Origin of the sequence: Rhizobium sp. BK512 (assembly GCF_014194915.1) — a bacterium.
Lineage (GTDB): Bacteria > Pseudomonadota > Alphaproteobacteria > Rhizobiales > Rhizobiaceae > Rhizobium.
Map to the genome: position 1 here is coordinate 114,516 of NZ_JACIAS010000013.1, position 22,523 is coordinate 137,038.

Annotated in this window: 20 protein-coding genes; 13 read left to right on the forward strand and 7 right to left on the reverse strand. The window is 60.1% G+C overall.

The window, feature by feature from the left end; translation table 11 throughout:
* Positions 1–161 precede the first annotated feature (161 nt).
* From FHX06_RS33230 to FHX06_RS33265, 8 genes are all read left to right on the forward strand, one after another.
* On the forward strand, positions 162–860 hold the full coding sequence (locus FHX06_RS33230) for a GntR family transcriptional regulator (RefSeq protein WP_112545448.1): 699 nt from the start codon (positions 162–164) through the stop codon (positions 858–860).
* Between the two features lie 235 nt (positions 861–1,095).
* Positions 1,096–2,643 carry an ABC transporter ATP-binding protein gene (locus FHX06_RS33235; protein ID WP_113014155.1) on the forward strand — a complete coding sequence of 516 codons (1,548 nt, stop codon included), beginning with the start codon at positions 1,096–1,098 and terminating at the stop codon, positions 2,641–2,643.
* Positions 2,633–3,709: an ABC transporter permease gene (locus FHX06_RS33240; protein WP_113014153.1), complete on the forward strand. Its 1,077-nt coding sequence runs from the start codon at positions 2,633–2,635 to the stop codon at positions 3,707–3,709. Before FHX06_RS33235 ends, FHX06_RS33240 begins: the two co-directional genes overlap by 11 nt.
* Complete coding sequence (locus FHX06_RS33245) at positions 3,709–4,629, forward strand: ABC transporter permease (RefSeq protein ID WP_183882469.1); 921 nt, start codon at positions 3,709–3,711, stop codon at positions 4,627–4,629. The genes FHX06_RS33240 and FHX06_RS33245 overlap by 1 nt, the downstream gene beginning before the upstream one ends.
* Before the next feature lie 42 nt (positions 4,630–4,671).
* Positions 4,672–5,772, forward strand: coding sequence for a BMP family ABC transporter substrate-binding protein (locus tag FHX06_RS33250; protein ID WP_183882432.1), 1,101 nt, complete (start codon positions 4,672–4,674; stop codon positions 5,770–5,772).
* A gap of 75 nt (positions 5,773–5,847) precedes the next feature.
* Positions 5,848–7,050, forward strand: a complete 1,203-nt coding sequence (locus FHX06_RS33255) for an amidohydrolase family protein (protein ID WP_183882433.1) — start codon at positions 5,848–5,850, stop codon at positions 7,048–7,050.
* Positions 7,050–8,621, forward strand: a complete 1,572-nt coding sequence (locus FHX06_RS33260; RefSeq protein ID WP_246715750.1) for a gamma-glutamyltransferase family protein — start codon at positions 7,050–7,052, stop codon at positions 8,619–8,621. The genes FHX06_RS33255 and FHX06_RS33260 overlap by 1 nt, the downstream gene beginning before the upstream one ends.
* Positions 8,618–9,859, forward strand: coding sequence for an amidohydrolase family protein (locus FHX06_RS33265; protein WP_312866625.1), 1,242 nt, complete (start codon positions 8,618–8,620; stop codon positions 9,857–9,859). The genes FHX06_RS33260 and FHX06_RS33265 overlap by 4 nt, the downstream gene beginning before the upstream one ends.
* Before the next feature lie 32 nt (positions 9,860–9,891).
* On the opposite strand, the gene FHX06_RS33270 is transcribed toward FHX06_RS33265, so the two are convergent.
* The 7 genes from FHX06_RS33270 to FHX06_RS33300 all read right to left on the reverse strand — a co-directional run bounded on the left by FHX06_RS33270 (position 9,892) and on the right by FHX06_RS33300 (position 17,258).
* Positions 9,892–10,635 (reverse strand): tyrosine-protein phosphatase, encoded by a 744-nt coding sequence (locus FHX06_RS33270; RefSeq protein WP_183882434.1) that lies wholly within the window; start codon positions 10,633–10,635, stop codon positions 9,892–9,894.
* 2 nt (positions 10,636–10,637) lie between these two features.
* Positions 10,638–11,498, reverse strand: coding sequence for a carbohydrate ABC transporter permease (locus tag FHX06_RS33275; protein WP_183882435.1), 861 nt, complete (start codon positions 11,496–11,498; stop codon positions 10,638–10,640).
* On the reverse strand, positions 11,488–12,441 hold the full coding sequence (locus tag FHX06_RS33280; protein ID WP_183882437.1) for a carbohydrate ABC transporter permease: 954 nt from the start codon (positions 12,439–12,441) through the stop codon (positions 11,488–11,490). Before FHX06_RS33280 ends, FHX06_RS33275 begins: the two co-directional genes overlap by 11 nt.
* 78 nt (positions 12,442–12,519) lie before the next feature.
* Positions 12,520–13,815 carry an ABC transporter substrate-binding protein gene (locus FHX06_RS33285; RefSeq protein ID WP_183882439.1) on the reverse strand — a complete coding sequence of 432 codons (1,296 nt, stop codon included), beginning with the start codon at positions 13,813–13,815 and terminating at the stop codon, positions 12,520–12,522.
* Between the two features lie 16 nt (positions 13,816–13,831).
* Positions 13,832–14,674, reverse strand: coding sequence for a metallophosphoesterase family protein (locus tag FHX06_RS33290; protein ID WP_183882441.1), 843 nt, complete (start codon positions 14,672–14,674; stop codon positions 13,832–13,834).
* A 109-nt stretch (positions 14,675–14,783) separates the two neighbouring features.
* A complete protein-coding gene (locus FHX06_RS33295; protein WP_113014138.1) occupies positions 14,784–15,425 on the reverse strand; it encodes a TetR/AcrR family transcriptional regulator in 642 nt (213 codons plus the stop codon).
* Between the two features lie 108 nt (positions 15,426–15,533).
* Positions 15,534–17,258 carry a peptidoglycan D,D-transpeptidase FtsI family protein gene (locus FHX06_RS33300; RefSeq protein WP_113201815.1) on the reverse strand — a complete coding sequence of 575 codons (1,725 nt, stop codon included), beginning with the start codon at positions 17,256–17,258 and terminating at the stop codon, positions 15,534–15,536.
* Positions 17,259–17,623: 365 nt separating this feature from the next.
* On the opposite strand from FHX06_RS33300, the gene FHX06_RS33305 reads away from it, so the two are divergent.
* The 5 genes from FHX06_RS33305 to FHX06_RS33325 all read left to right on the forward strand — a co-directional run bounded on the left by FHX06_RS33305 (position 17,624) and on the right by FHX06_RS33325 (position 22,475).
* Positions 17,624–17,797, forward strand: coding sequence for a hypothetical protein (locus tag FHX06_RS33305; RefSeq protein ID WP_183882444.1), 174 nt, complete (start codon positions 17,624–17,626; stop codon positions 17,795–17,797).
* A gap of 292 nt (positions 17,798–18,089) precedes the next feature.
* Positions 18,090–18,761: a L,D-transpeptidase gene (locus tag FHX06_RS33310; protein ID WP_112545460.1), complete on the forward strand. Its 672-nt coding sequence runs from the start codon at positions 18,090–18,092 to the stop codon at positions 18,759–18,761.
* Positions 18,762–18,774: 13 nt separating this feature from the next.
* Entirely contained in the window at positions 18,775–19,302 is a 528-nt protein-coding gene (locus FHX06_RS33315) for an OmpA family protein (RefSeq protein WP_210299412.1), read from the forward strand.
* A gap of 271 nt (positions 19,303–19,573) precedes the next feature.
* Positions 19,574–20,884, forward strand: a complete 1,311-nt coding sequence (locus FHX06_RS33320; RefSeq protein ID WP_183850195.1) for a polysaccharide biosynthesis/export family protein — start codon at positions 19,574–19,576, stop codon at positions 20,882–20,884.
* Between the two features lie 82 nt (positions 20,885–20,966).
* On the forward strand, positions 20,967–22,475 hold the full coding sequence (locus FHX06_RS33325; protein WP_112970417.1) for an O-antigen translocase: 1,509 nt from the start codon (positions 20,967–20,969) through the stop codon (positions 22,473–22,475).
* Positions 22,476–22,523 lie beyond the last annotated feature (48 nt).

Consider the following 22,523-nt stretch of genomic DNA (forward strand, 5'->3'; position numbering starts at 1 on the left):
CTCCGTAAGCTGCGAGATTTGACCTTCACGATGAGAATAAGCGTCCATCCGGCCCGGACTATTTCAATGCGGCATCACCGCGTTTACGCGACAAGTATCGGCTTGTTGTATCCTTGGCAGCGCGCTAACGTATACAAAATCAAACGAGCCTCTGAAATCACATGTCCTCCAATTCCGATCGGGTAGATACAGCCCATCGCACCCTTCGTCAGGCCATCATCGAGCAGGCGCTGAAAGCAGGCACCAAGCTTCCTGAAGACGAGATCGGTCGGCATTTTTCGATGAGCCGCACGCTGGTGCGCACCGTGCTGGCCAAGCTGCAAGCCCAGGGACTGGTCGACACCTACCACAAGCGCACTGCCACTGTGGCCCAGCCGAGCCTCGATGAGGCCCGCGACGCCTTCGCCGTCCGACGCGCGCTCGAGCGGGAGGTGATGAAGGCGGTTATAAAGCGCTGGAACCCTGCAATCGAAAAGCTGCTGCGAGAGCATGTGCAGGAAGAGGAAGCCGCTCACGCCAGAGGAGATGTGCGGCTTTCGACCCGTCTTGCGGGCGAATTCCATCTGAAGCTTGCCGAGTTGTCAGGGAATGCCCTGCTCGAGCGCTACCTCTCCGAGCTCGTCTCCCGCTGCTCGCTGATCCTTGCCATGTACAGCCGGCCGCATTCCAGCGAATGCGCTATCAGTGAACATTCCGGTCTCATCGGCGCATTGAAGAAGGGCGACCTGCCCGCAGCGGAACAGCTGATGGACGAACATCTGTCGTCCGTCGAAAGCCGCGCCTTGATCGAGGACGATCTTGCCGTGGAGGCTGACATCGGTTCGATCCTCTCGCGATTTTCCAACCGCGCAGCCGGCTGAGCTGCCGACTTTTCAATCACGTATACAATATTATGATCATTATGTAGACGCGATCTGGTTGCCTATCTTCCAGATCAGTAGCTGCACTTTGCAGTGAGTATGGCCTCGTCGTCATTTTTCTTGCAATGAATTCCTATGCTTAGTCCTTTGTGATTTCGGCGTCGCCGCTTGCGATACGTCTTGGCATCCATATTGCATACTTGATTTTCAAGATCATGTAGCCTGGATTTTGCTCATGCCGCATACTGCGTCATCATCATCGGAATACCGTCTGGAGCTCCGAGGCATTGGTAAAACCTATCCGGGCGTCATTGCCAATGATGGGATCGATCTCCGCGTCAATCCTGGTGAGATCCACGCGATCGTTGGTGAGAATGGTGCCGGCAAGTCGACGCTTATGAAGATCATCTATGGGATGGTCCATGCCGACTCCGGCGACATGCTGTGGGATGGGCGGGAGGTGAGCATCACCTCACCTGCCGACGCGCAGAGACTCGGCATCGGGATGGTGTTCCAGCATTTTGCGCTCTTCGATACGCTGACGGTCGCAGAAAACATCGCTCTCGCTCTGCCGGGCAAACAGAATATTGAAATACTGTCCGGGAGGATTGCCGATGTCGCGACCCACTACGGCCTCCCGGTCGAGCCTGGCAGGCATATCTACACCATGTCCGTCGGCGAGCGACAGCGCGTCGAGATCATCCGCGCGTTGCTGCAGAATCCGCGCCTTCTGATCCTCGACGAACCCACCTCCGTCCTGACACCGCAAGCGGTCGAGAAGCTCTTCATAACGCTCCGGCAGATCGCGGAAGAGGGCTGCAGCATCCTCTACATCAGCCATAAGCTGAATGAGATCAGGGATCTTTGCCATAAAGCGACGATCCTGCGAGGCGGCCGCGTCACCGGTGTGTGCGATCCATCGCTGGAAAGCCCGGCCTCGATGGCCCGCCTTATGATCGGCACGGACCTTGCCGAATATCGCCAGCGCACGCGGAGCGTTGCCGGTGCCGTCAGGCTTGCCGTAAACGGTCTTGATCTGCCGACTGCCGATCCATTCGGCACGATACTATCCAGTATTACGCTTTCGGTGCGGGGTGGAGAGATCCTCGGGATTGCCGGGGTCTCCGGTAATGGCCAACAGGAATTGCTGGCCGCACTCTCCGGCGAAACCCGTCTTGCAAGAAGGGACGCCATTATCATCGACGGCGCTCCGGCGGGACATCTCGATCCGGCCGGACGGCGCAAACTCGGCCTTTGCTCGGTCCCCGAGGATCGGCTGCGGCAGGGATCTGTTCCCTCATTGCCGCTGTCGGAGAATGTGCTGCTCACCGCCAATAGCGGCGGCGCCGTCGAGGCCGGCCTTATCCGTTTCGACCGCATCCTCGACTTTGCCGAACGCTGCATCAGGGCCTTTGACGTCCGCTGCCCTGGACCGGCAGCGCCTGCCGGCAGTCTTTCGGGCGGCAACCTGCAGAAATTCATCATCGGACGCGAAATCCTCCAGGAGCCAGGCGTGCTCATCGTCTCGCAGCCGACCTGGGGCGTCGATGTCGGTGCAGCGCTCGTCATCCGCCAGGCGTTGCTCGATTTGCGTGAGCGTGGCGCCGCAATCGTCGTCATCTCGGAAGAGCTGGATGAGCTCTTCGACATTGCCGATCACATCGCCGTCATCGCCGGAGGCCGACTGACAGAGGCAACGGCGATCGCAGACGCCAATCGCAACGATATAGGCCTCGCCATGTCCGGCAGCAGGATGGAAAAGGAGATGGCCGATGCGCTTTGAGCGACGCCCTAAGCCCTCCACGCTGATGATTTTCCTGTCGCCGGTGATCTCGCTTGTTCTGACCGCAGGTGTCGCGATGGTCATCTTTGCCTCGGCCGGCCTCGAACCGCTTGGCGCGCTCGTCACCTTTCTGACGGCGCCGCTCGCCGATCTCTATGGTGTCGGCGAATTGCTGATCAAGGCGGCCCCCCTGGTGCTGATCGGCATCGGTCTTGCGATCGGTTTCCGTGCCGGCATCTGGAATGTCGGCGCCGAGGGACAGCTGACCGCAGGCGTCATCTTCGGCGGCTATGTTGCCCTGCATTTCGGCCCGGATGGTGGCCTCTCGGTGCTGCCGGCGATGGTCGTTTCCGGAGCAATCGGCGGCATGATCTGGGCGGCCATCCCCGCGTTTCTGCGTGTTCGCTTCAATGCGTCTGAGATCCTTACCAGCCTCATGTTGAACTATGTCGCCGGGCTCTGGCTGACCTGGCTGATCTTCGGCCCCTGGCGCGACCCGGCCGGTTTCAATTTCCCGCAGTCCGAGCCGTTAGCGCCGGCTGCCCTCTTTCCGATTCTCGTTGAAGGCACGCGCATGAATGCCAGCATCATCCTCGCGCTGATCGCCGTTGTCACGGGATGGATCTTCATGAAGCGCAGCTTCATCGGTTTCCAGCTGAAGGTCACCGGCCTGTCTGCGGGGGCAGCGCGTTACGCCGGCTTCAGCGTGACGCGCGCGGTCTGGATCGGCATGCTGGTCAGCGGCGCAGTTGCCGGCATGGCGGGTGTCGGCGAGATTGCCGGGCCTTTGGCGCAGATCTTTCCCAATGCCTCACCCGGCTACGGCTATGCGGCGATCATCGTCGCCTATCTCGGCCGATTGAACCCGCTCGGCATCCTCTTGTCGGGACTGTTGATGGCGCTGCTCTATCTCGCTGGCGATCTCGCCCAGATGTCGCTGGGCATGCCCTCCTCCATCACCGGCCTGTTGCAGAGCACACTGCTCTTCTTCCTGCTGACGGCCGATGTCCTCGTCCACCACCGTATCCGCTTCAAGACATCCGGCAGAAAGGGCGTCACGGCATGATGAGCCAGATTCTTCCCATTCTGATTGCCACACTGATCGCCGGCACGCCGCTCGTCTATGCAGCCCTTGGAGAGCTGGTCACCGAGCGCTCCGGTGTGCTCAACATGGGCGTCGAGGGCATGATGGTGGTCGGCGCGGTCATCGCCTTCATCACCATGCAGACGACGGGTGAGCTCTGGCTCGCCGTGATGACAGCGATGCTTGCCGCCATGGTTTTGGCGTTGATGTTTTCGGTGCTGGTCGTCAGCTTTCGCGCCCATCAGGTGGCGGTCGGCCTGGCGATGACCATTTTCGGAACCAGCTTCGGCTCTTTCATCGGCAAGAGCTATGTCGGCATGGCGATTGTCATGGAGCCGTCGACGCTTTCCGTACTCGCCTCCAAAATCCCATTACTTGGCATCGTCCTCGGACAGTTGCACCCGCTGGTCTGGCTTTCCTGGGCACTGTTTGCCGGCGTCTGGTTCTTTCTCTATCGCACCCGGTACGGCCTCATCGTCCGGGCAGTGGGCGAGGCGCCCTCCTCGGCCCATGCCATCGGCTATCCGGTAGTGCTGATCCGCTATCTCTGCACACTGTTCGGCGGCGCGATGGCCGGGGTCGGAGGCGCCTATATCTCGATCGTCTATACGTCGCTCTGGACAGAGGGGCTGATTGCCGGGCGCGGCTGGATCGCAGTCGCGCTGGTGGTCTTCGCCACATGGCGCCCAGGCCGATGCTTTCTCGGCGCCTATCTTTTCGGCGGCGCGACCATCGCGCAACTCTTTGCACAGAGCGCCGGCATCGGCCTGCCCTCGGAACTGATGTCCGCCCTGCCCTACCTCGTCACGATCCTCGTGCTGGTGCTGATCTCACGCAACGCGACGCTGATGCGTCTCAACGTCCCCGCTTCCCTTGGACAGCCCTTCGTCGCCGGAGGCTGAACCTCGATGCCGCATACAAATACAACAAGAGAGGAACTGAAAATGAAATTCCAATCCAGACGCGATTTCCTGAAGACTGCAGCAGCCGGATCTCTGATCGCAGCAACCGGTGTCCGCCCGCTTCTCGCCGCCGATGAAGTGCTGAAAGTCGGTGTCATTCACATGGGTCCGATTTCCGACACCGGCTGGGAATATTTCCAGGCCAATGCCTGGCGTGCCCTGGAAAGTGCCTTCCCGGGCAAGGTGAAGGTCACCGCCCTCGAGAATGTCGCCCAGATCCAGGACTGCGAGCGGCTGTTCCGCCAGCTGTCGGCCCAGGGCCATAAGCTGATCTTCGGTACCACCTTCTCGCAATATGCCTCGCTGAAGAAGCTCGCGCCGACGATGCCGAACTCGCATTTCGAATGCTGCGCCGGCATTGCCGCCGGCACCAATCTCGGCGTCTTCGAAGCCCGCGAATATGAAGGCGCCTATGTGACCGGCATTGCCGCCGGCCGTATGACGAAGTCCAATGTACTCGGCTGGGTCGGCGCTTTCCCCGTGCCGCAGGTCATTTACAGCATCAATGCCTTCCTTCTCGGGGCACGCAGCGTCAATCCCGATGTCGTCGTCAAGGTCGTCTGGGCCAATGCCTGGGTCGATCCGGCCAAGGAAAAGGATGCTGTCGCCGCCCTCGTGGCTCAAGGCGCCGACGTTCTCTCGGGTAGCCCCAACACGCCGGTTCAGGGCCTTGCCGCCGAGGAGAAGGGCGTCTGGTCAATCGGCAATACCGGCGATTTCTCTCGCTACGTGAAGAAGAAACAGCTTGTCTCCTACGAACTCGACTGGAGCTCGGCCCATATCAGTGCTGCCAAGGCTGTCATGGAGGGCAACTGGAAGCCGGAAAGCACCTGGCTTGGGCTTGGCGAAGGCGGCTACGTCAAGATGACGACGAGCAGCCCCGAACTGCCTGAATCCGTCGCCAAGGAAATGAAGGTGGCCGAGGATGCCATCGTTGCCGGCAAGCTGAAAGTCTTTGCGGGCGAGATCAAAGACCAGAGCGGCAAGGTGAAGGTCGCCGCCGGTCAGGAACTCTCCGAGAATGACATCAAGGGCATGACATGGCTGATCGACGGCGTGCAGGGTACGCTGCCGCAGAACTGATCATCCATTGCCAAAAAGTGGCCGGCCACCGCACAAACGGGGGCCGGACCAGAATTGACGGGAAAGGAAACACAAGTGAGCGCAACGCAAACAGTCTTCACCAACGCAAAGCTTGCCGACAGTACGCTGAAAGATATCGTGGTGCAGGACGGCCGGATCACGGCGATAGGAGAGACTGGCTCCAGCCAGGGGGGCGTGAAAGATGTCGTCGATATCGGCGGAGCCCTTATCGTGCCAAGCTTCGTCGAGGGTCATATCCATCTCGATACCAGCTTCTACGGTGACAGGTGGATCCCGCATAAGCCATGCGTCAATGGCTTCGACGTGCATGAACGCGTCGCTTTTCAGGCTGAGAACATGGCAGCCGCAGCGCCCATGGATGAGCGCGCCCGCAATCAGCTCGACCTCTGCATTTCGAACGGGGCATTGCAGATGCGCAGCCACGTGATGGTCGATGGATCGGTCGGCCTGAAGTCGCTCGAAACCATCCTGAGGGTGCGTGAGGGATATGCCGGCATCATCGACATCCAGCTCGTTGCCTTCCCGCAAAGCGGTATCCTGAAGAGCCCGGGCACGCCGGAACTGATGGACGAGGCAATCGCGATGGGTGCCGATCTTGTCGGCGGTCTCGATCCGCTGTCCTTCGACCGCGACATCAAGGGCCATCTCGACGTCGTCTTCGGTATCGCGGAAAGGCGCGGCGTCGATGTCGATATCCATCTTCATGACGCAGGCACGCTCGGGGCCATGACGATCGAGGAGATCTGCGCTCGCACGACTGCACTTGGCATGCAGGGCCATGTCGCGGTCAGCCATGCCTATGGTCTCGGCGATCTCGCACCGGAGGCAGCAAAGAAGATTGCCGCCCTGATCGCTCGGAGCGGCGTCTCGATCATGACCAACGCGCCCGGCAATCACAATTTCCCGCCGGTCGCGCTGTTGCGGGCCGCCGGCGTCAATGTTTTCAGCGGCAGCGACAATATCCGCGATTCCTGGTGGCCCTTTGGGGACGGCGACATGCTGCGCCGGGCAGAGATCATCGCCTACCGCTCCGGTTTTTATACCGATACGGAGCTCAGCGCTGCTTTCGATGTCGTGACGGCAGGCGGTGCCAAGGCGTTGCGACTGGAAGGCTACGGCATTGCTGTCGGCGCAAAGGCCGATTTCGTCACGCTCGCGGCGGAACACGTGCCGGAGGCCGTTGTCGCCATTCCGAAGCCGCGTCGCGTCTTCAAGGAAGGCCGCCTGGTGGCAGAAAACGGCGCGGTGATCCGCTGATGTCGTCTCCCGGCAAGCAAGGTGCGGAGCCCGGCACATCGTCCGGCGCCATGATCGTGACGCCGCACTGGCTTGCAAGCGAAGCCGGCGCCAAAGTCCTGAGGCGCGGCGGCAATGCCATTGAGGCGCTGGTCGCCGCCGGCGCTGCGCTTGCGGTCGCCTACCCGCATTTCTGCGGGCTTGGCGGTGATGCGGTCTGGATGGTGTCCGATGAGGCGGGCAAGGCGCAGACATTCCTCGGCATCGGTCAGGCGGCAAGCATCATTCCGGATGGAGATATCCCGCTGCGGGGCGCCGGCTCCACGTTGACGACGGCCTGCCTCGTCGATAGCTGGCAGACGGTGCTTGCCTATTCCGCCACCGAATGGTCGGGTTCGGAGAGCTTGTCGGGCCTTTTGGACGATGCGATCGCCCTTGCGGAAGACGGATTCGAGGTCAGCCGGTCACAGGCGTTCTGGTATGATTTCCGCCGTGGCGAGTTGGAGAGGTGGCCAGGATTCACGGGTCTTTTCCAGGCGTCAGGCATCCAGCGCCAGCCAGCGCTTGGCAAGACCTTTCAGGCGATCGCCCGCCACGGCAGCCGCGAATTCTATGAGGGTGCGCTCGCTCGGCGGATTGCAACGGGGCTCGCCGAAGCCGGCTCACCGCTTTCAGCAGCCGATCTCGCCGCAACACGAACGGAGATGGCGGCTCCGATCAAGCAGAACTATCGCGATACCGTCCTGCTTGCCCCGCCTCCGCCAACCCAGGGCATAACCACGCTCGGGATCATGGGTGTGCTCGACCATCTGCCGATGGCGGATTTTCCGCCGGATAGCGCAAGCTTCTATCATAGGCTTGTCGAGGCGGTGAAGCAGGCCTTTCTCGACCGGCATAGCATCGCCGATCCCCGATATTCGGACGATGTTTCGTCAAAGCTGCTTGAGCCCGGGCGCCTCGCGACCAAGGCAGCGGCAATCGATCCCGGCCGCGCGCTGCCCTGGCCAGAGCCCTATCGACACGGTGACACGGCCCTGCTCGCCGCTGTCGACGACCGGGGACGCTGTGCTTCGCTGTTACAGAGCCTCTATTTCGATTGGGGAAGTGGCGTTGTCGTCGGCGATACCGGTATCCTTTGGCAAAACAGGGGTGCAGCCTTCAGCGTTGACTGTGCCAGCGCCAATGTCATCCGTCCCGGCAAGCGTCCGTTCTACACGCTCAATCCCGGCCTGGCGCTCAGGGACGGCCGTCCTCACCTCGTCTATGGGACGCAAGGGGCAGATGGACAGCCGCAGACCTTGTCGCTGCTCCTCAGCCTGCTGATCGACCACGGCCTCGATCCATCCGAGGCGCTCTCCCGCCCACGCTTCCTGCTCGGCCGCACCTTCTCCGACAGTCGGGACAGCCTGAAGATCGAGGAGAATGCCGGCCCCGAAACGGTCGCCGCACTTGCCGCCATGGGCCATGAGATTTCGACGATCAACAGTTTCAGCCCGCTGGGCGGCCAAGCCGGCATAATCCGCATCACGCAAGACGGGGCAATCGACGGTGCTCACGACCCACGCAGCGACGGGGGAGCAATTTCGCTGTGACGTCTGTCTCATTGTTTGATCTCATTATCCGCAATGTCCGCATCGAGGAAAATGGTGCTCTCGTCGACATCGCCGTGCGCGAGGACCGGATCGCTGACATCGGATCCGGCATGCGTTGCGAGGCGATCGAAAGCGTCGATGGCGAGGGCGCCTTCGCCTTCGGCGGGTTTGTCGATACGCATATCCATCTGGACAAGGCCTGTATTCTCGACCGCTGCACGATTTGCGAAGGTACGCTTGCCGAGGCCGTGCGGGAGACGGCCAGGGCCAAGGCGAGCTTCAAGCAAGACGATGTCTATGCCCGCGCGGCCCGCGTCGTCGAGAAGGCAATTTCGCACGGCACCACGCGTATGCGCACCTTCGTCGAGATCGACACTCGCGCCGGCCTCCGTTCCTTCGAAGCAATCAAACGTATCCGTGAAGACTACGCCTTCGCGCTCGATATCGAGATCTGTGCCTTTGCCCAGGACGGGCTGACGAACGAGCCCGTGACATCAGACATGCTCGATCACGCGCTCTCCAACGGCGCAGATCTGGTCGGCGGTTGTCCCTATACGGATCCGGATCCCAACAGGCACATCGAGATGGTCTTTGCACTGGCGCTCAAGCATGACGTGCCAATCGACTTCCATCTCGATTTCAGCCTCGATCCCGAGCGGACCGATTTGCCGGCGGTGATCGACGCCACACTCCGTCACGGCTGGCAAGGTCGCGTTGCGATCGGCCACGTCACCAACCTCTCGGCCATGTCACAGGCGGAGATCGTCTCCATTGCAGATAGGCTGGCTCAGGCCGGCATTGCGCTTTCCGTTCTGCCGTCCACCGATCTGTTTCTGAACGGGCGCGGTCACGACCGGCTGGTTCCGCGCGGAGTCGCGCCCGCTCACCTGCTGGCAAGCCGCGGCGTCGTGACCTCCATTGCGACCAACAACGTGCTCAATCCCTTCACTCCTTATGGTGACGCTTCGTTGATCCGCATGGCCAATCTCTATGCCAACGTCGCCCAGCTCTCGCGAGACGAGGATATGGCGCTGGTCTTCAACATGGTGACAGAGGCGGCGGCACGTCAATTCGGCAGCGTCAGACGATTAGAGGCAGGCGCCGAAGCCACGATCGTACTGCTCGACAGCCCCGGCCCACATACCGCAGTGCGCGAGATCGCCCGCGTCGTTGCCGGTTGGAAGAGTGGACGCAAGAGCTTCGACAACGGCAGACCTCGGCTTCATAAACCGGGCTGAAGGCGCGCCCGCTCGAAACGTCAGAGCAAGAATCAGCCGCACAGCCGCTGTTCGAGGCTGGCGATCTCCGCCTCGCCAAGGCCGATCCGCGCGAAATAGGTGCCGGCACCGCCGTAATGCCCGGCAAGGTATCCGAGTGTCCGGGCCATGCTCTGCGGCGCCGAGGCGAGGATCAGGTCCGCTAGATCTGACGGCACGCCGCGTGCGATGGCCCGGGCCCGGAACTCCGCGAGCACGGGAGCAAATATCGAGCCCGTAAGCGCATAATCTTCGATGATCGTCGCTTCATCGACACCGGCATGGGCCAACATCAAAGCGGCAATGATGCCGGTGCGGTCCTTGCCGGCCGTACAATGAAAGAGCACGATCCCATCAGGTGCCCGTGCGATCGTCGTCAGCACCTTGGCGATCGCCAGCTGGCAATTGTCGAGCGCGTGACAATAGCGGTCGCCCATGTCGAAATCGATCGATTGCGCCGCCATCATTTCGACCGGCGCTAGCGCCGAGAACAGCGAAACATTTTCGTAGCGAACGCGCGCATCGTTCATGAATGGATTGGCCTCTCTTTCGCGTTCCTGCGGATTGCGCAAGTCGATGACCGTCGTAACTCCGTGGGCGATCAGCGCCTCGATGTCGGCTTCGCTCAGCATATGCAGAGCGTCGCCGCGCATGAGCGAGCGCCAGCGCGTCTGTCTCCCATCGCCGACCGGATAGCCGCCAAGGTCGCGCACGTTACGAGCGCCATCGAGCACAATCAGTCTCTCATAATTTTCCATTGTCAGCGGATTCCGGATTTCATAAAGGATTCAATAACGTGGCGCTGGAGAATAAGATATAGGATCAGGATCGGCAGGCTGGCGAGTGCTGCTGCAGCCATCAATGGTCCCCAGAGATTGCCCTCCTGGGTCATGAACATCTGCAATCCGATCTGCACGACCGAGTTCTCGGGCTTGCGCGATAGCAGCAGCGGCCAGAAATATTCGTTCCAAGCGGAAATGAAGGCGATGATCGACAGCGAGGCGATGGGCGCGCCCATATTCGGCGTGACGATCTGCCAGAGGATACGGAAGCTCCGCGCCCCATCCATGCGAGCCGCCTCGAGCACCTCGATCGGGAAAGCCCGCATGGCGTGATAGAGAAGCAGGATCGCAAAGGCGTGGGACGCATTGGGCACGACAAGACCCGTCAATGTGTCGAGTAGCCCAAGCCTTGAAGCGAGCACATAGTTCGGAATCATCGTGACCTGGAACGGCACCAGCCATGAAAGTGCAATCAGCCCATGAACGACTGACGAAAACCGCATGCGCCAGCGCACCAATGCATAAGCAGCAAACATGCCGGTCACAACCTGCAGAAACGCGGTCGCGACAGAAACGACCGTCGTGTTGAACAGCATCTGCAGCATCGGCACGCGTGTCAGAACGAAGATGTAGTTCTCCAAGGTCGGATGCGATGGCCAGAGCACGGTCGAGAAAATCTCGTTATCGGGCCGCAGCGAGGTCACGATCATCCAGTAGACCGGAAAGATCGAAACGAGGGAAAGCAGCACCATGACTGCGTGCACGACGAACTTGCGTGCGAACCCGCGTGATGTCACGGGTCGGCTAGGCCGGTGATCGTCGAGGGCATCAGTTGTCATAGAAGGCGAACCTCTTCGTCAGCCACATGCAGAGCGCTGCGAGCACTGCAAATCCGGCAAAGGCGATCATGCCGGCAGCCGAACTCCAGCCTGCCGAAAGCGTCTGGAAACCGTATTCCCAGAGAAGGTAGAAAATATTGGTCGTGGATTTCAGCGGCCCGCCATTCGTCAGCACGTTGATATAGGCAAAGCTCCATTGCGCACCGAACAGCACCGTCATCATCGACAACAGCAGGATGGTCGGCGAGAGCAGCGGTAGCCTTATGTCGCAGATGATGCGCCAGCGGCTGGCCCCATCGATGCGCGCGGCCTCGATATAGGATGGATTGAGACCGGCATTGGCTGCGGAAAAGAGCAGGGTTGAAAAACCGATCAGCTTCCAGCCGGTGATCCAGGTGAGCGTCGGCAGCGCGTAGGCGGGATCGGTCAGGAAGCCGATGCGGCCGAGGCCCAAACCCTCGAGAGTCAAGGTTATAAGCCCCTGATCTTCGTTCAACAGCCAGCGCCACAGGATGGCGGCGACGACAGGAGCGATGATCATTGGCACGAAAATCAGCGCCCGGTAGATCGTCCGGGCGCGGCCGCCGAGATCCTGCGTCCAGATCGCCACGAAAAGTGGAATGATCACCGACATCGGAAACAGGCCGATCGTATAGTAGAGCGTGTTCCAGAGAGCGTTGCGCATTTCCGGCAGCGCCAGTAACCGCTGGTAATTGGTCAGCCCGACAAAGCGCTGCGGCGACGTCGGCAGCATGTTCCACTGGTAGAAAGACAGGCGGAACGCCTCGGCAAGCGGTATGTATGTCCAGACCATCAGCAGGACGAGCGCAGGTGCCAGATAAAGCAAAGGCGAAATGCTGAAGCGTTCGCGGCTGATATCCGATCGCGTCGAAGCCGTCTTCGCTGCGGCGGGGCCGGCAACCTCTGCCTGGATATCTGTCATTGCGAAAGCTCCGATCGATTTCGATGAGGGGTAGCCCTCGCGGCCGCCCCTCACCTTCCTCGTGAAAACCAGGGCGGCTTACGGCATCAGATCCTGGCCCTGCTCCTGCGCGGCCTTCAAGGCTTCCACCGGATCACCGCTGCCGAAGACGGCCTCGCGAACGCTGTCCATCATCATCTTTTCGACCTGGCGGTAATTTGGGCCGGGAAAGGCAATGTTTGCGGTCAAGTGGTCGAGCTGCTTGAGATTGGCCCGGAACATCGGGTTTTCCTTGACCCAGGGGCCGAGGTAGTTCGGATCGTCGACGATATCGAGGCGCAGCGGCAGGTAGCCGATCTTGCTGGTGATGATCGTGTAGGCTTCCTTGCTCGTCAGGTACTTGAGGAGCTCGTAGGAGGCGCGCTGCTTTTCGGGATCCTTGCTGAAGACGAAGAGCGCGCTGCCGGAATTGGTCGGCGCCGTCGGCTTGTCGCCAAAGGAGGGCATCGGTGCCAGACGCAGGTCGAACTTGCCCGCCGCCGACTTCTTGACGCTGGAAAGCAATGCGCTCGTATAGAGGAACATGCCCATATTGCCGGCAGCAAACGTGTCGGATGCACTGGCCGGATCGATCTTGGCATGCGCGCCGCTGTCGACCATGTTGCGCAACATCTTCACGGCATCCGCCGCGTCCTTGTCGGCAAAGGTCAGCTTGTTGCCATCGCGCACCTTGCCGCCGTTCGACATGACGATCGACTGATAGACGAAGGTGCCGTCGGTCGGACCATAGGCACCCGGAAAGAAGCCGTTCTTGCCGGTCTTTTCCTTGATGGCCTTGCCGTCAGCATTGACTTCGTCCCAGGTCCTGGGCGGCTTGTCCGGATCGAGGCCAGCCTGCTTGAAGAGGTCGGCATTGTAGAAAAGGATTGGCGTCGAAAACGTGTAGGCAAGGCCATAGGTCTTGCCATCGACCTTGCCCAGTTCGAGTCCCTGCGGGATCATGCCGGCGAACTGATCCTGCAGCTCGGTCGCATCGACCATGTCTTCAAGGGCATTGGCGCCGAGATCGCTGGCAATATAGATCAGGTCGCGGAATACCAACTGCGCCACGTCCGGCTGCTTGCCGGCGACGATGTCGGCCTGCACGCGCGACATGATCTCGTTGGACGGTACAGCGACGGTCTCGACCTTGATGTTCGAAAATTTCTTTTCGAAACCGGCAATCAGTTCCTTGGTCGCTTCAGCACCGGCGCTCGCCGAGGCGAGATTGTAGTTGTAGAAGCTGATCGTCACCGGCTTGTCGACAGATGCGGGCATTTGAGCAAATGCGCCCGATGGCAAGAGCGAAACGGCGGCGATCGCTGCGGTGAATTTCAACGTGGTCCTGCGCAACATGGATGCCTCCTGACGTTTATTCGGCGGCGACGGGAACGGCCCGCGCCATCAGCATTTCGAGCGGATAGGTGTTGAGTTCGGCGCGGTCGGACGGCAGTGGCACGAAGGCCATTGTGAGTCCGGACGGACGGATCGTGCCGATGCCGAAGGAGGCGCCCCGCACCATGCGCAAAATATCCGTGCGCAGAATGTCGGTCGCCGCATGCTGGCCGGTGCCGACGACCACGGGGATGCCGTGCCAGACCGAAACACGGTCGTGATGGATGTGTCCGCTGAGGATGCCGATGATGTTGCGGCCCATGAGCAGCGTGCGGAAGCGCTCAGACTGCGGAAAATGAATGGTACGCCAGTGAGTTGCGTCAGGTTCTTCACCCAGAGCCGGCGGATGATGAACGACGATCAGCTTCGGCAGGTCGGGATGTGTGTCCAGCGTCGAGGCCAGCCAGTCGAACTGCTCCAGATCGATCGTGCCGCCGATCAGCCCCGGCGTGGAGGAATCGATCGTGACGATGTGAATGCCGTCGACGACGACATCGTGATCGTAAGGAGCGTCCGGATCTTCAGTTGCAATGCCCATGCCCTCGTAGAAGCCGGCGCGGGTATCGTGATTGCCGAGCGCATAGATAACCGGCACGTCGATCCGTGCATCCATGATCTCCTTCAGCCGGCGGAAACTGTCCGCATCGCCGCGGTTGGTGAGGTCGCCGCTGGCGACCACGAATTGCGGCCTAGGCGTCACCGTTGCGACCAGATCGAGCACTTGGCTCAGCGTCTCAGTCGTATCGCTATAAAGATGATCGTCATCGGCGGTGCCGATGTGCAGGTCGGTCAGATGAATGAAAGTGGTTTCGCGGCGCATCGGATGGCTCCCTGATAGTTCTCGCAAGAACCGATAGAGGGAGCGTGTTTCGCAGGCGTGACGGATTTCGAATGCTGTTCGAAAGCCGCCCGAACTTGATCCGCCGACGTCAGGAGACCCTTCGGAACATCGGCGCAATGACTTCCACCATTCGCGCGATGACGACGTCCGGATTGTCGAGGTCCATCTGATGATTGGTCAGAACCTCGGTGCGCTGTCGGCTGCGGGTGACCTGCGAACGGATGCCCAGTGCGCAGTTCATCCGCCAGCCGATATCCACTTCGTCGAGCCAGGGCGCGATCCGCTTCAATTGCGGAATAAAGGCCCGGTGATGTTCGACATCCTCGATGATGCGACGGTAGAAAGGCGCGCCTTCACGGTGGCTGTGCGCCATCGAGGTGAAGTGAGACAGCACGGGATAGCTCGAAGTCGGATCGGTTGCCCAGCGGATCGAAGGGCCGACAAGGGCTGCTATCACCTCGTCGATATCAGGCGGATTTGGCGCCCGCCGGTCGATAGCTTTCTGCAGCAGGCTCAGGCGCTCGGCGTTCAGTCGGCGATAGACACGTTCCGCAACCGCGGTGATCAGTTCTTCCTGGGACCCGAAATGATAGGCGATCGCCGAAGGCGTCGCCTGCGCCCGGATCGCGATCCGGCGCGCCGTCAGCTCTTCGAGGGCATGGGCCTCGCAAAGCAGCAGCTCGCAGGCGTCCATCAGGCGTTTTGCAGTGACGTTCGTTCGATTGGACATGAGGCGCGCACCTCCAGCCAATGACCTAGACTGCAAGTATGTAGCCCGGATGACGCAAAGTGATGAAAGTCGGATAGCCTGCGTTACCGGATGGCGTCTGGTACGGCCTCAATATGAGGCCAGCAGGTTCTGCCCGAAATCCGGTTCAACGCCGAGGATCGGTGCGACGCGACTGATGATGTCATGCACCATCGGAGCTGCCGTATTCGTCGCGAAGGTAAGCCCGTGCTGGCCGGTCAGCGGTTCATCGATGAAGGACAGCACGACATATTTCGGTGCATCGATCGGGAAGGCCGCCAGATAGGCGTTGAAACTCAGCGTGTGCGAATAATGGCCGTTCACGACCTTGTTTGCCGTGCCCGTCTTGCCGCCGACATGGAAGCCGGGCACGTCGGCGGTGCGCCCCGAGCCTTGTTCGCCGTTGAGCTTGAAGAGATAGCGGATCGTGTCGCTGGTACTTTTCTTGACGATCTGCTGCTCGGTTTTCGCGGCTTCCTCGGCGGAGCGCGGCAGGAAAGTCGGCTCTATGAGCTCGCCGCCATCCACGAGCGCGGCACCGGCAACAGCTGTCTGCAGCGGCGTGGTCGCGACACCATGGCCGAAGGAGATCGTGATCGAGTTGATCTTCTTCCAGACCTTCGGCTGCGTCGGCGTCTTCACTTCCGGCAACTCCGTCTGCATCTTGCTCAGGAGGCCGAAGCGGGTCAGATAATCCTTCTGCCGATCCATGCCGACCAGATCCATCATCCTCGCCGTGCCGATATTGGAAGAATAGCGGAAGATCTCCGGAATGGTGAGCCAACGGCGCGGCACGTCATGGTCGTCGTGAATGGTAAAGCCGCCGTAGTGCAGCGGCCCCGTGGCGTCGAAGCTGTCGGTGAGTTTCACCGTGCCGCTGTCGAGCGCCAATGCCATCGAGAAGGTCTTGAAGGTCGAGCCCATTTCGAAAGTGCCGTTCGACATACGGTTCAGCCAGCCTTCGCTGCCAGTCGCCTGCGGGTCATTCGGATCGAAATCGGGGGCCGACGCCATGGCGAGCACCTCACCGGTATGGACATCGAGGATGACGGCGCCGGCGGCTTTGCCCTTGTAAGTGGTGATTGCGTCGGTGACGACGTCATGAACGACATTTTGCGCGCGAATATCAATCGACAGCTTCACCGGCTCCAGGTTTTCGCGCACTGCGAGCCCCGTCGATTCCAGATCGGAAAGGCCCTGCAAGTCGAGATATTTCTCCATGCCCGCCATGCCTTTGTTGTCGATATCGACATAGCCGAGAATGTGAGCCGCCGTTCGCCCGCCAGGATAGAAGCGCTTCACTTCCGGGCGGAAACCGATCGCGGGAAGGCCGAGAGCCAGAACCTCGTTTTGCTGTTTCGGCGTCAGCTGGCGACGCAGCCAGGTGAATTGTGAACGTTTGTCCGACAGCTTTTGATAGAGTGTCTTTCGGTCGAGCTCCGGGAAGAGTTGCGTGAGCTTCTCAACCGCTTCGTCGACATCGACCATATGGCTCGGCTCGGCAAACATCGACACGGTGCGGATATCCGTCGCCAGAAGCTCGCCGTTGCGGTCGAGAATATCAGGTCTGGAGGCCATGATCGGATTTGGCGGAATGCTCGATGTGGTCGTGTCGACGGCAACGCCATAATAGATCAGCTTGCCAAACATTCCGACGTAGACGATGCCGAGAACGGTCGCGAGAGTGACGATACGGCTTCGCGCCTGACGTGCCGTTCCGGCCGTCTTTCGGGCGGCCCGAGTAAAGGGAGCAGATTCGAATGTGAGCTTTACCAACCGACCACTTCTCACGCTGATATTATGAATGATCGACATTGACACACACCAAGAACAGAACGCACCAGCGCATAACCCGCCCGTCGGCATCGACTCTCGAGGGTATGTGCGGATTTAAAGCCCTACGCGGCGGAACAGATTCACACGGCTCTGGTAGAACGTTTAAACTTCCCTCCATCTGAAGCCTGGATGGTTAACAAGGCCTTATCCGGCTGCGTGCATTTTGTCGCAGCGCTGCGCTCCCCCGCACCAAAAGACGCTGCGGGATTTAAAACGATTTTAAAATAGCGACTTCAAAAGCTAATCGATTTTAATTTTACAGTTAAAATTTTCTTGTTGCAGCGCAAAAGAAATCAGGCCTAACTTCTCTTCCGAAGGTCAATTTGCTCCCAGGAGGAACGCATATGACTGTGACATTTCCGCTGACTGAAAAGCGCAACGCCGATGAGTTGCTCAAACACCTGATCCAGCACAACCTCTCCTATCCGGGAAATTGTGCCGTTTCGGTCAAGGCTCAAGTCGCCCTGGTTACTTCCTCCCATACGTTCGCACTCAGCACCGCCCGGACGGCCTGGTAAATATCAACAACCGGACTTCCGTTAAATTCAGGCGTCGACCACCGAGATGTCGATGTTCTGCACGCTGTATGTGCGGAAGCGATCCGTGTCCTTCCGACCGCTACCCGCTCATGGTCCTGTTATGCAGATGGCTATAGGGACACCTCTATCGAGTAACGATTGGAGCGATTTATAGCCTGAACACAAGCAACTCAGCCTCAAGAACAGGGGATGAGAAGAGTTTTGTGTTGTCGCAAATGAAAAATCTGTTTTACTGGCACCGCGCTTCTTGGCTTTGAGGGGGATACGGCCGATGGTGTGGACACGCAGGGATATCTTGCTTGGCGGATTGACATTACTTGGCACCGCCGCCGTACAGAAGCCGGCCTTTGCCCAGGCGGCTTCCTATTTTGCTGGAACTGCAGTCGATAATGGCGTGACGTTCCGAGCGACCAACTTCGCCAAGATCGACAAGCAATGGCATCGCCAGGTTGTCAGATATTTCAGTAGCGAGCCGATCGGCACGGTCGTTGTCGATACGCGCCACCATTTTCTCTACTTGATCATGGAGAACAAGACAGCCATCCGCTACGGCGTCGGCGTCGGCCGCGAGGGCTTCAAATGGTTCGGCCGCGCTACCATCGACAGCAAATCGCTCTGGCCACGCTGGACACCGCCACCGGAGATGCGCAAGCGCCATCCTGAATTGCCCGAATTCGTGGCCGGGGGCTCGCCAAAGAACCCGCTCGGCCCCCGGGCCATGTACCTGCATCGTGACGGTGTCGATACCGGCTATCGCTTCCACGGCACGCTTGAGCCCTGGAGCATCGGCAAGGATGCCTCCAGCGGCTGCATTCGCATGTTCAACGAAGACGCCATTGATCTCTACCAGCGTTGTCCGATCGGCACCGCCGTGCAGGTCCTGCCGCATATTGCCGACCAGGCGCCACCCGCCGAAGTCAGCCAGGCAACTCCGGCCGAATGAGGAAATTACCTTGATGTCTGGATATACGAAGCGTCTCGCCGCCGCGGCCTTGCTTTTGGCACTCGCAGCCTGCAGCACCACAGATATCGCCTCCGTGGAAGAACCTCCGGCGGCGCCGTTGACCGGTCAGACTAACGATCCTGCGCCCGGCTTTGAGAACGTCAAGGCCGGCAGCGAAGAGGATTTCATCCTCAATGTCGGGCGGCGGGTCTACTTCACGCAAGATTCCGCCAAGCTCGATACCGTCGCCATGACCACGCTCGACAACCAGGCTGCCTGGCTGAGCCGGAATCCCAGCTGGCAGATCAAGCTGCAGGGATTTGCCGACGATTCCGGTTCGGAGGCGAAAATGAAGACCTTGTCGCAGCAGCGCGCCGATGCCGTCATGACCTATCTCGTTTCCAAGGGCGTCGACGCCGGACGCATGTGGGCCAAGGGTTACGGCGCAGACCGCGAGGTCCGCGACTGCACGGAACGTTCCTGCAAGGTGCAGAACCGGCGTGTCGTCGCCAACCTGCGTACCGAGCGCGACGCGACCTGATCGCAATTCCGCCAGGAGACCCGCGGGGACGTCCCGCCTCCAATTGAAATTCGCGAGCCGGCAACACATGTCCCGGCTCGATTTGGGTTGAAGCAACCTACCCTATCTCATCAATAGTGATGAAGCTAAACATCCGGCCTTCATCTTCCTCAAGCCTTCCCCAGGCTGCAAACTGGTGCTGCGGCCTCGGACCGGGCGTCCGGCGTGCGCGCAGCGTCTAAGGCATTGAACCTGTATCCGCTTAAGGATGCTTTGCAGGCTGGACATGTATATGAAGCTCTCGTACCGCGTTCCTCGCATGTTCTTTCGTGCGACGTTTGCCGTTAGCGCACTCGTCCTCCTCACCGGCGTGGCGTCGTCCGCTCTCGCCGACAGCGCGCCCTTTGCTCCGCAAACAAAAATCCGACTGACGGTCGTCCAATGGATGCCATCCAAAGGCGCGTTTGAGCGATGGGATGCGATCGGCGGCGAATATACAATTTCGAATGAGGGCGCAGTCTCCCTGCCTTTTCTGGGTTCGCTGTCCGTCGGAAATCTCGACAACGCCGGACTGACAAGGGAAATCGCCAAGCGCCTGCAGGATAAAATGGGTTTGGCCCAGACACCTGCAGTCACGATCGACGTTCTCGACTATCCGTCCGTTTACGTCGTGGGAGACGTAACGACCCCGGGGGAATACAAGTTCCGGTCTGGTCTCAGCGTCCTGCAATCCCTGGCCATGAGCGGCGGCCCGCTGCGGCCGGCGGCACGGCAAAGATCGCAGACGATCACGCTTGCCGGCGACCTGCGGGAAATCGATCATTCACTGCTGCGCAGCTCCGCAAAGCTCGCGCGGCTGCAAGCGGAGATGGCTGGAGCAAAGGAGATAACCTTCGATCAGCCGCCCGTCACCGACCAGCAATATGCCGCCAGTATCCATGACGAAGAGCGGGTCATATTTCAGGCTCGCGCAAGTGCACTGGAAAGGCAGTCGACGGCACTCGTCGAATTGCGCGATCTCCTGAAGGCGGAAATCGATACGCTGGAGGAAAAGCTGAAGGGTTCGGATGACAATATCCAGTCAGTCGAGGAACAGCTGACCAGCGTCAAGACGCTGGTCGAGAAAGGCCTCACCATCACCGCCCGCCAGATGGACCTGGAACGGTTGCTCACCACCTACCGGTCAGACAAGCTGGATCTTGTCACAGCGATCATGCGGGGGCGTCAGGCGATCAACGAGACGACGCGCAATCTCGAGGGTCTTTCCGACACGCGCCGGAGTGAAGTCGCTTCCGAAGTACAGTTGGAGAAGGCCAATCTCGATCAGCTGAAACTCAAGCGCGACACGACGCAGCAACTGCTCCTCGAAGAACTCGCCAGCAGCGGCAACATGAATGAGCGCGGCGAAGAACTTCCGCTGACCTTCACCGTGAGCCGTCGCGACAACGGACAGGTCGAAGAATTCCAGGCATCCGAAACGACCGAACTGGCACCGGGTGACGTGGTCAAGGTAACCCAGGCACGTATGGCAGAAGCGGCATCCGAAGACGCCGCTGGGCTGCCTGTCCAGACAGAGGCGCATATCAGCCAGGTAAGCCGGTGATGCGCGAGAAGCATGTGCAGCAGCCAAGCTGTCTTCTGCGGAAGGTTGAGCGCCATCACGAGATACAGGCCAGGGGCGTCCGATGACTTTGCGCATGACCCCGAGCAGCAGCCAGACTTACACCCAGATTCTGAAGTCGACCATGCTGATGGGCGGTTCCTCGCTCGTCAACGTCGCCCTCAGCATTATCAGAAACAAAGCCATGGCTGTTCTTCTCGGCCCGGAAGGCGTGGGGCTCATGGGCCTTTACGGGTCGATCCTCGATATCGCGCAGGCGGTCGCCGGGCTCGGCGTCGGCAGCAGCGGCGTGCGCCAGATTGCCGAAGCTGCGGGCACTGATGACGCTGAAAGGATCGCACGATCCGCGACAGTACTTAGACGCATATCGCTTGTGCTCGGATTGCTTGGCGCGCTCCTTCTCGCCGCGCTGGCATTCCCGGTCTCGAATTTCACCTTCGGCGACTACCAGCATGCAGGCGGCATTGCGTTGCTGTCTCTGGCAATCTTCTTTCGACTGGTCTCCGCAGGGCAGACTGCCTTGATCCAAGGCCTACGAGGCATTGCCGATCTAGCACGCATCAACGTGTATGCCGGGCTTCTAGGCACGGCGATCAGCATTCCGCTGATCTATCTGTTCGGCTTACAGGCGATCGCACCGTCTCTTGTGGTAATCGCGGCCGCCTCAATCCTGCCAACCTGGTGGTACAGCCGGCGGATTTATTCACATCCCACGCCCATGCCTGTACGCCAGTTCGGCGGCGAAGTGTCGGCGCTGCTCAGGCTCGGCTTCGTCTTCATGGCAAGCGGGCTTCTGACCTTTGGCGCAGCCTATGCCATCCGCCTCATCGTGCTGAAGGAAGGCGGCGTCATGGCGGCGGGATTGTATCAGGCGGCCTGGGGCCTTGGTGGTCTTTACGCCGGCTTCATCCTGCAGGCGATGGGAACGGACTTCTATCCGCGCCTGACAGCGGCGGCGGACAACAATGCCGAATGCAATCGCCTGGTCAACGAGCAGGCGGAAATCAGCATGCTGCTGGCCGGTCCCGGTCTGCTCGCCACACTGACCCTGGCGCCGCTCATGATGAGCTTGTTCTATTCCGCGGAATTTCACGGGGCCGTGGATCTCTTGCGCTGGATCTGCCTCGGCATGATGCTGCGGATCATCTCGTGGCCAATGGGTTTCATTGTCGTCGCGAAGCGTACCCAGGCGATTTTCTTCTGGACTGAGGTAGCGGCCGCAGTCGTGCATGTAGGGCTCGCCTGGCTCTTCGTATCACTGCTCGGCACCCCCGGAGCCGGCATGGCCTTTTTCGGGCTCTATGTGTGGCACAGCATCCTGATCTACGTGATCGTGCGGAAGCTTACCGGCTTCCGCTGGTCTCCCGCCAATCGTAGGCACGCTTTGCTTTTCCTGCCCGTCTCGGGGCTGGTTTTCCTGGCATTCTCTGTCCTGCCGCTTTGGCCGGCGACGGTGATGGGCTCCGTCGCTGTGGCTCTCACCGGGCTCTATTCTCTGCGTATGCTGGTCGAGCTGCTTCCGCCAGAATCCGTGCCAGCGATCATTCGGGGATGGATCGCGAAGTCTGCATAAAGAACAATGCGCGCATCAGGCGATGCGCGCATTGTTCTTTATGCAGAC

Bases quoted from the DNA above. Each gene is read 5' to 3' on its own strand.
- FHX06_RS33275 (WP_183882435.1), bottom strand. From the start codon at position 11,498: ATGACAACTGATGCCCTCGACGATCACCGGCCTAGCCGACCCGTGACA.
- FHX06_RS33320 (WP_183850195.1), top strand. From the start codon at position 19,574: ATGAAGCTCTCGTACCGCGTTCCTCGCATGTTCTTTCGTGCGACGTTT.
- FHX06_RS33290 (WP_183882441.1), bottom strand. From the start codon at position 14,674: ATGCGCCGCGAAACCACTTTCATTCATCTGACCGACCTGCACATCGGC.
- FHX06_RS33250 (WP_183882432.1), top strand. From the start codon at position 4,672: ATGAAATTCCAATCCAGACGCGATTTCCTGAAGACTGCAGCAGCCGGA.
- FHX06_RS33230 (WP_112545448.1), top strand. From the start codon at position 162: ATGTCCTCCAATTCCGATCGGGTAGATACAGCCCATCGCACCCTTCGT.
- FHX06_RS33260 (WP_246715750.1), top strand. From the start codon at position 7,050: ATGTCGTCTCCCGGCAAGCAAGGTGCGGAGCCCGGCACATCGTCCGGC.
- FHX06_RS33315 (WP_210299412.1), top strand. From the start codon at position 18,775: ATGTCTGGATATACGAAGCGTCTCGCCGCCGCGGCCTTGCTTTTGGCA.
- FHX06_RS33295 (WP_113014138.1), bottom strand. From the start codon at position 15,425: ATGTCCAATCGAACGAACGTCACTGCAAAACGCCTGATGGACGCCTGC.
- FHX06_RS33270 (WP_183882434.1), bottom strand. From the start codon at position 10,635: ATGGAAAATTATGAGAGACTGATTGTGCTCGATGGCGCTCGTAACGTG.
- FHX06_RS33305 (WP_183882444.1), top strand. From the start codon at position 17,624: ATGACTGTGACATTTCCGCTGACTGAAAAGCGCAACGCCGATGAGTTG.
- FHX06_RS33280 (WP_183882437.1), bottom strand. From the start codon at position 12,441: ATGACAGATATCCAGGCAGAGGTTGCCGGCCCCGCCGCAGCGAAGACG.
- FHX06_RS33285 (WP_183882439.1), bottom strand. From the start codon at position 13,815: ATGTTGCGCAGGACCACGTTGAAATTCACCGCAGCGATCGCCGCCGTT.
- FHX06_RS33300 (WP_113201815.1), bottom strand. From the start codon at position 17,258: ATGTCGATCATTCATAATATCAGCGTGAGAAGTGGTCGGTTGGTAAAG.
- FHX06_RS33325 (WP_112970417.1), top strand. From the start codon at position 20,967: ATGACTTTGCGCATGACCCCGAGCAGCAGCCAGACTTACACCCAGATT.
- FHX06_RS33310 (WP_112545460.1), top strand. From the start codon at position 18,090: ATGGTGTGGACACGCAGGGATATCTTGCTTGGCGGATTGACATTACTT.
- FHX06_RS33245 (WP_183882469.1), top strand. From the start codon at position 3,709: ATGAGCCAGATTCTTCCCATTCTGATTGCCACACTGATCGCCGGCACG.
- FHX06_RS33240 (WP_113014153.1), top strand. From the start codon at position 2,633: ATGCGCTTTGAGCGACGCCCTAAGCCCTCCACGCTGATGATTTTCCTG.
- FHX06_RS33235 (WP_113014155.1), top strand. From the start codon at position 1,096: ATGCCGCATACTGCGTCATCATCATCGGAATACCGTCTGGAGCTCCGA.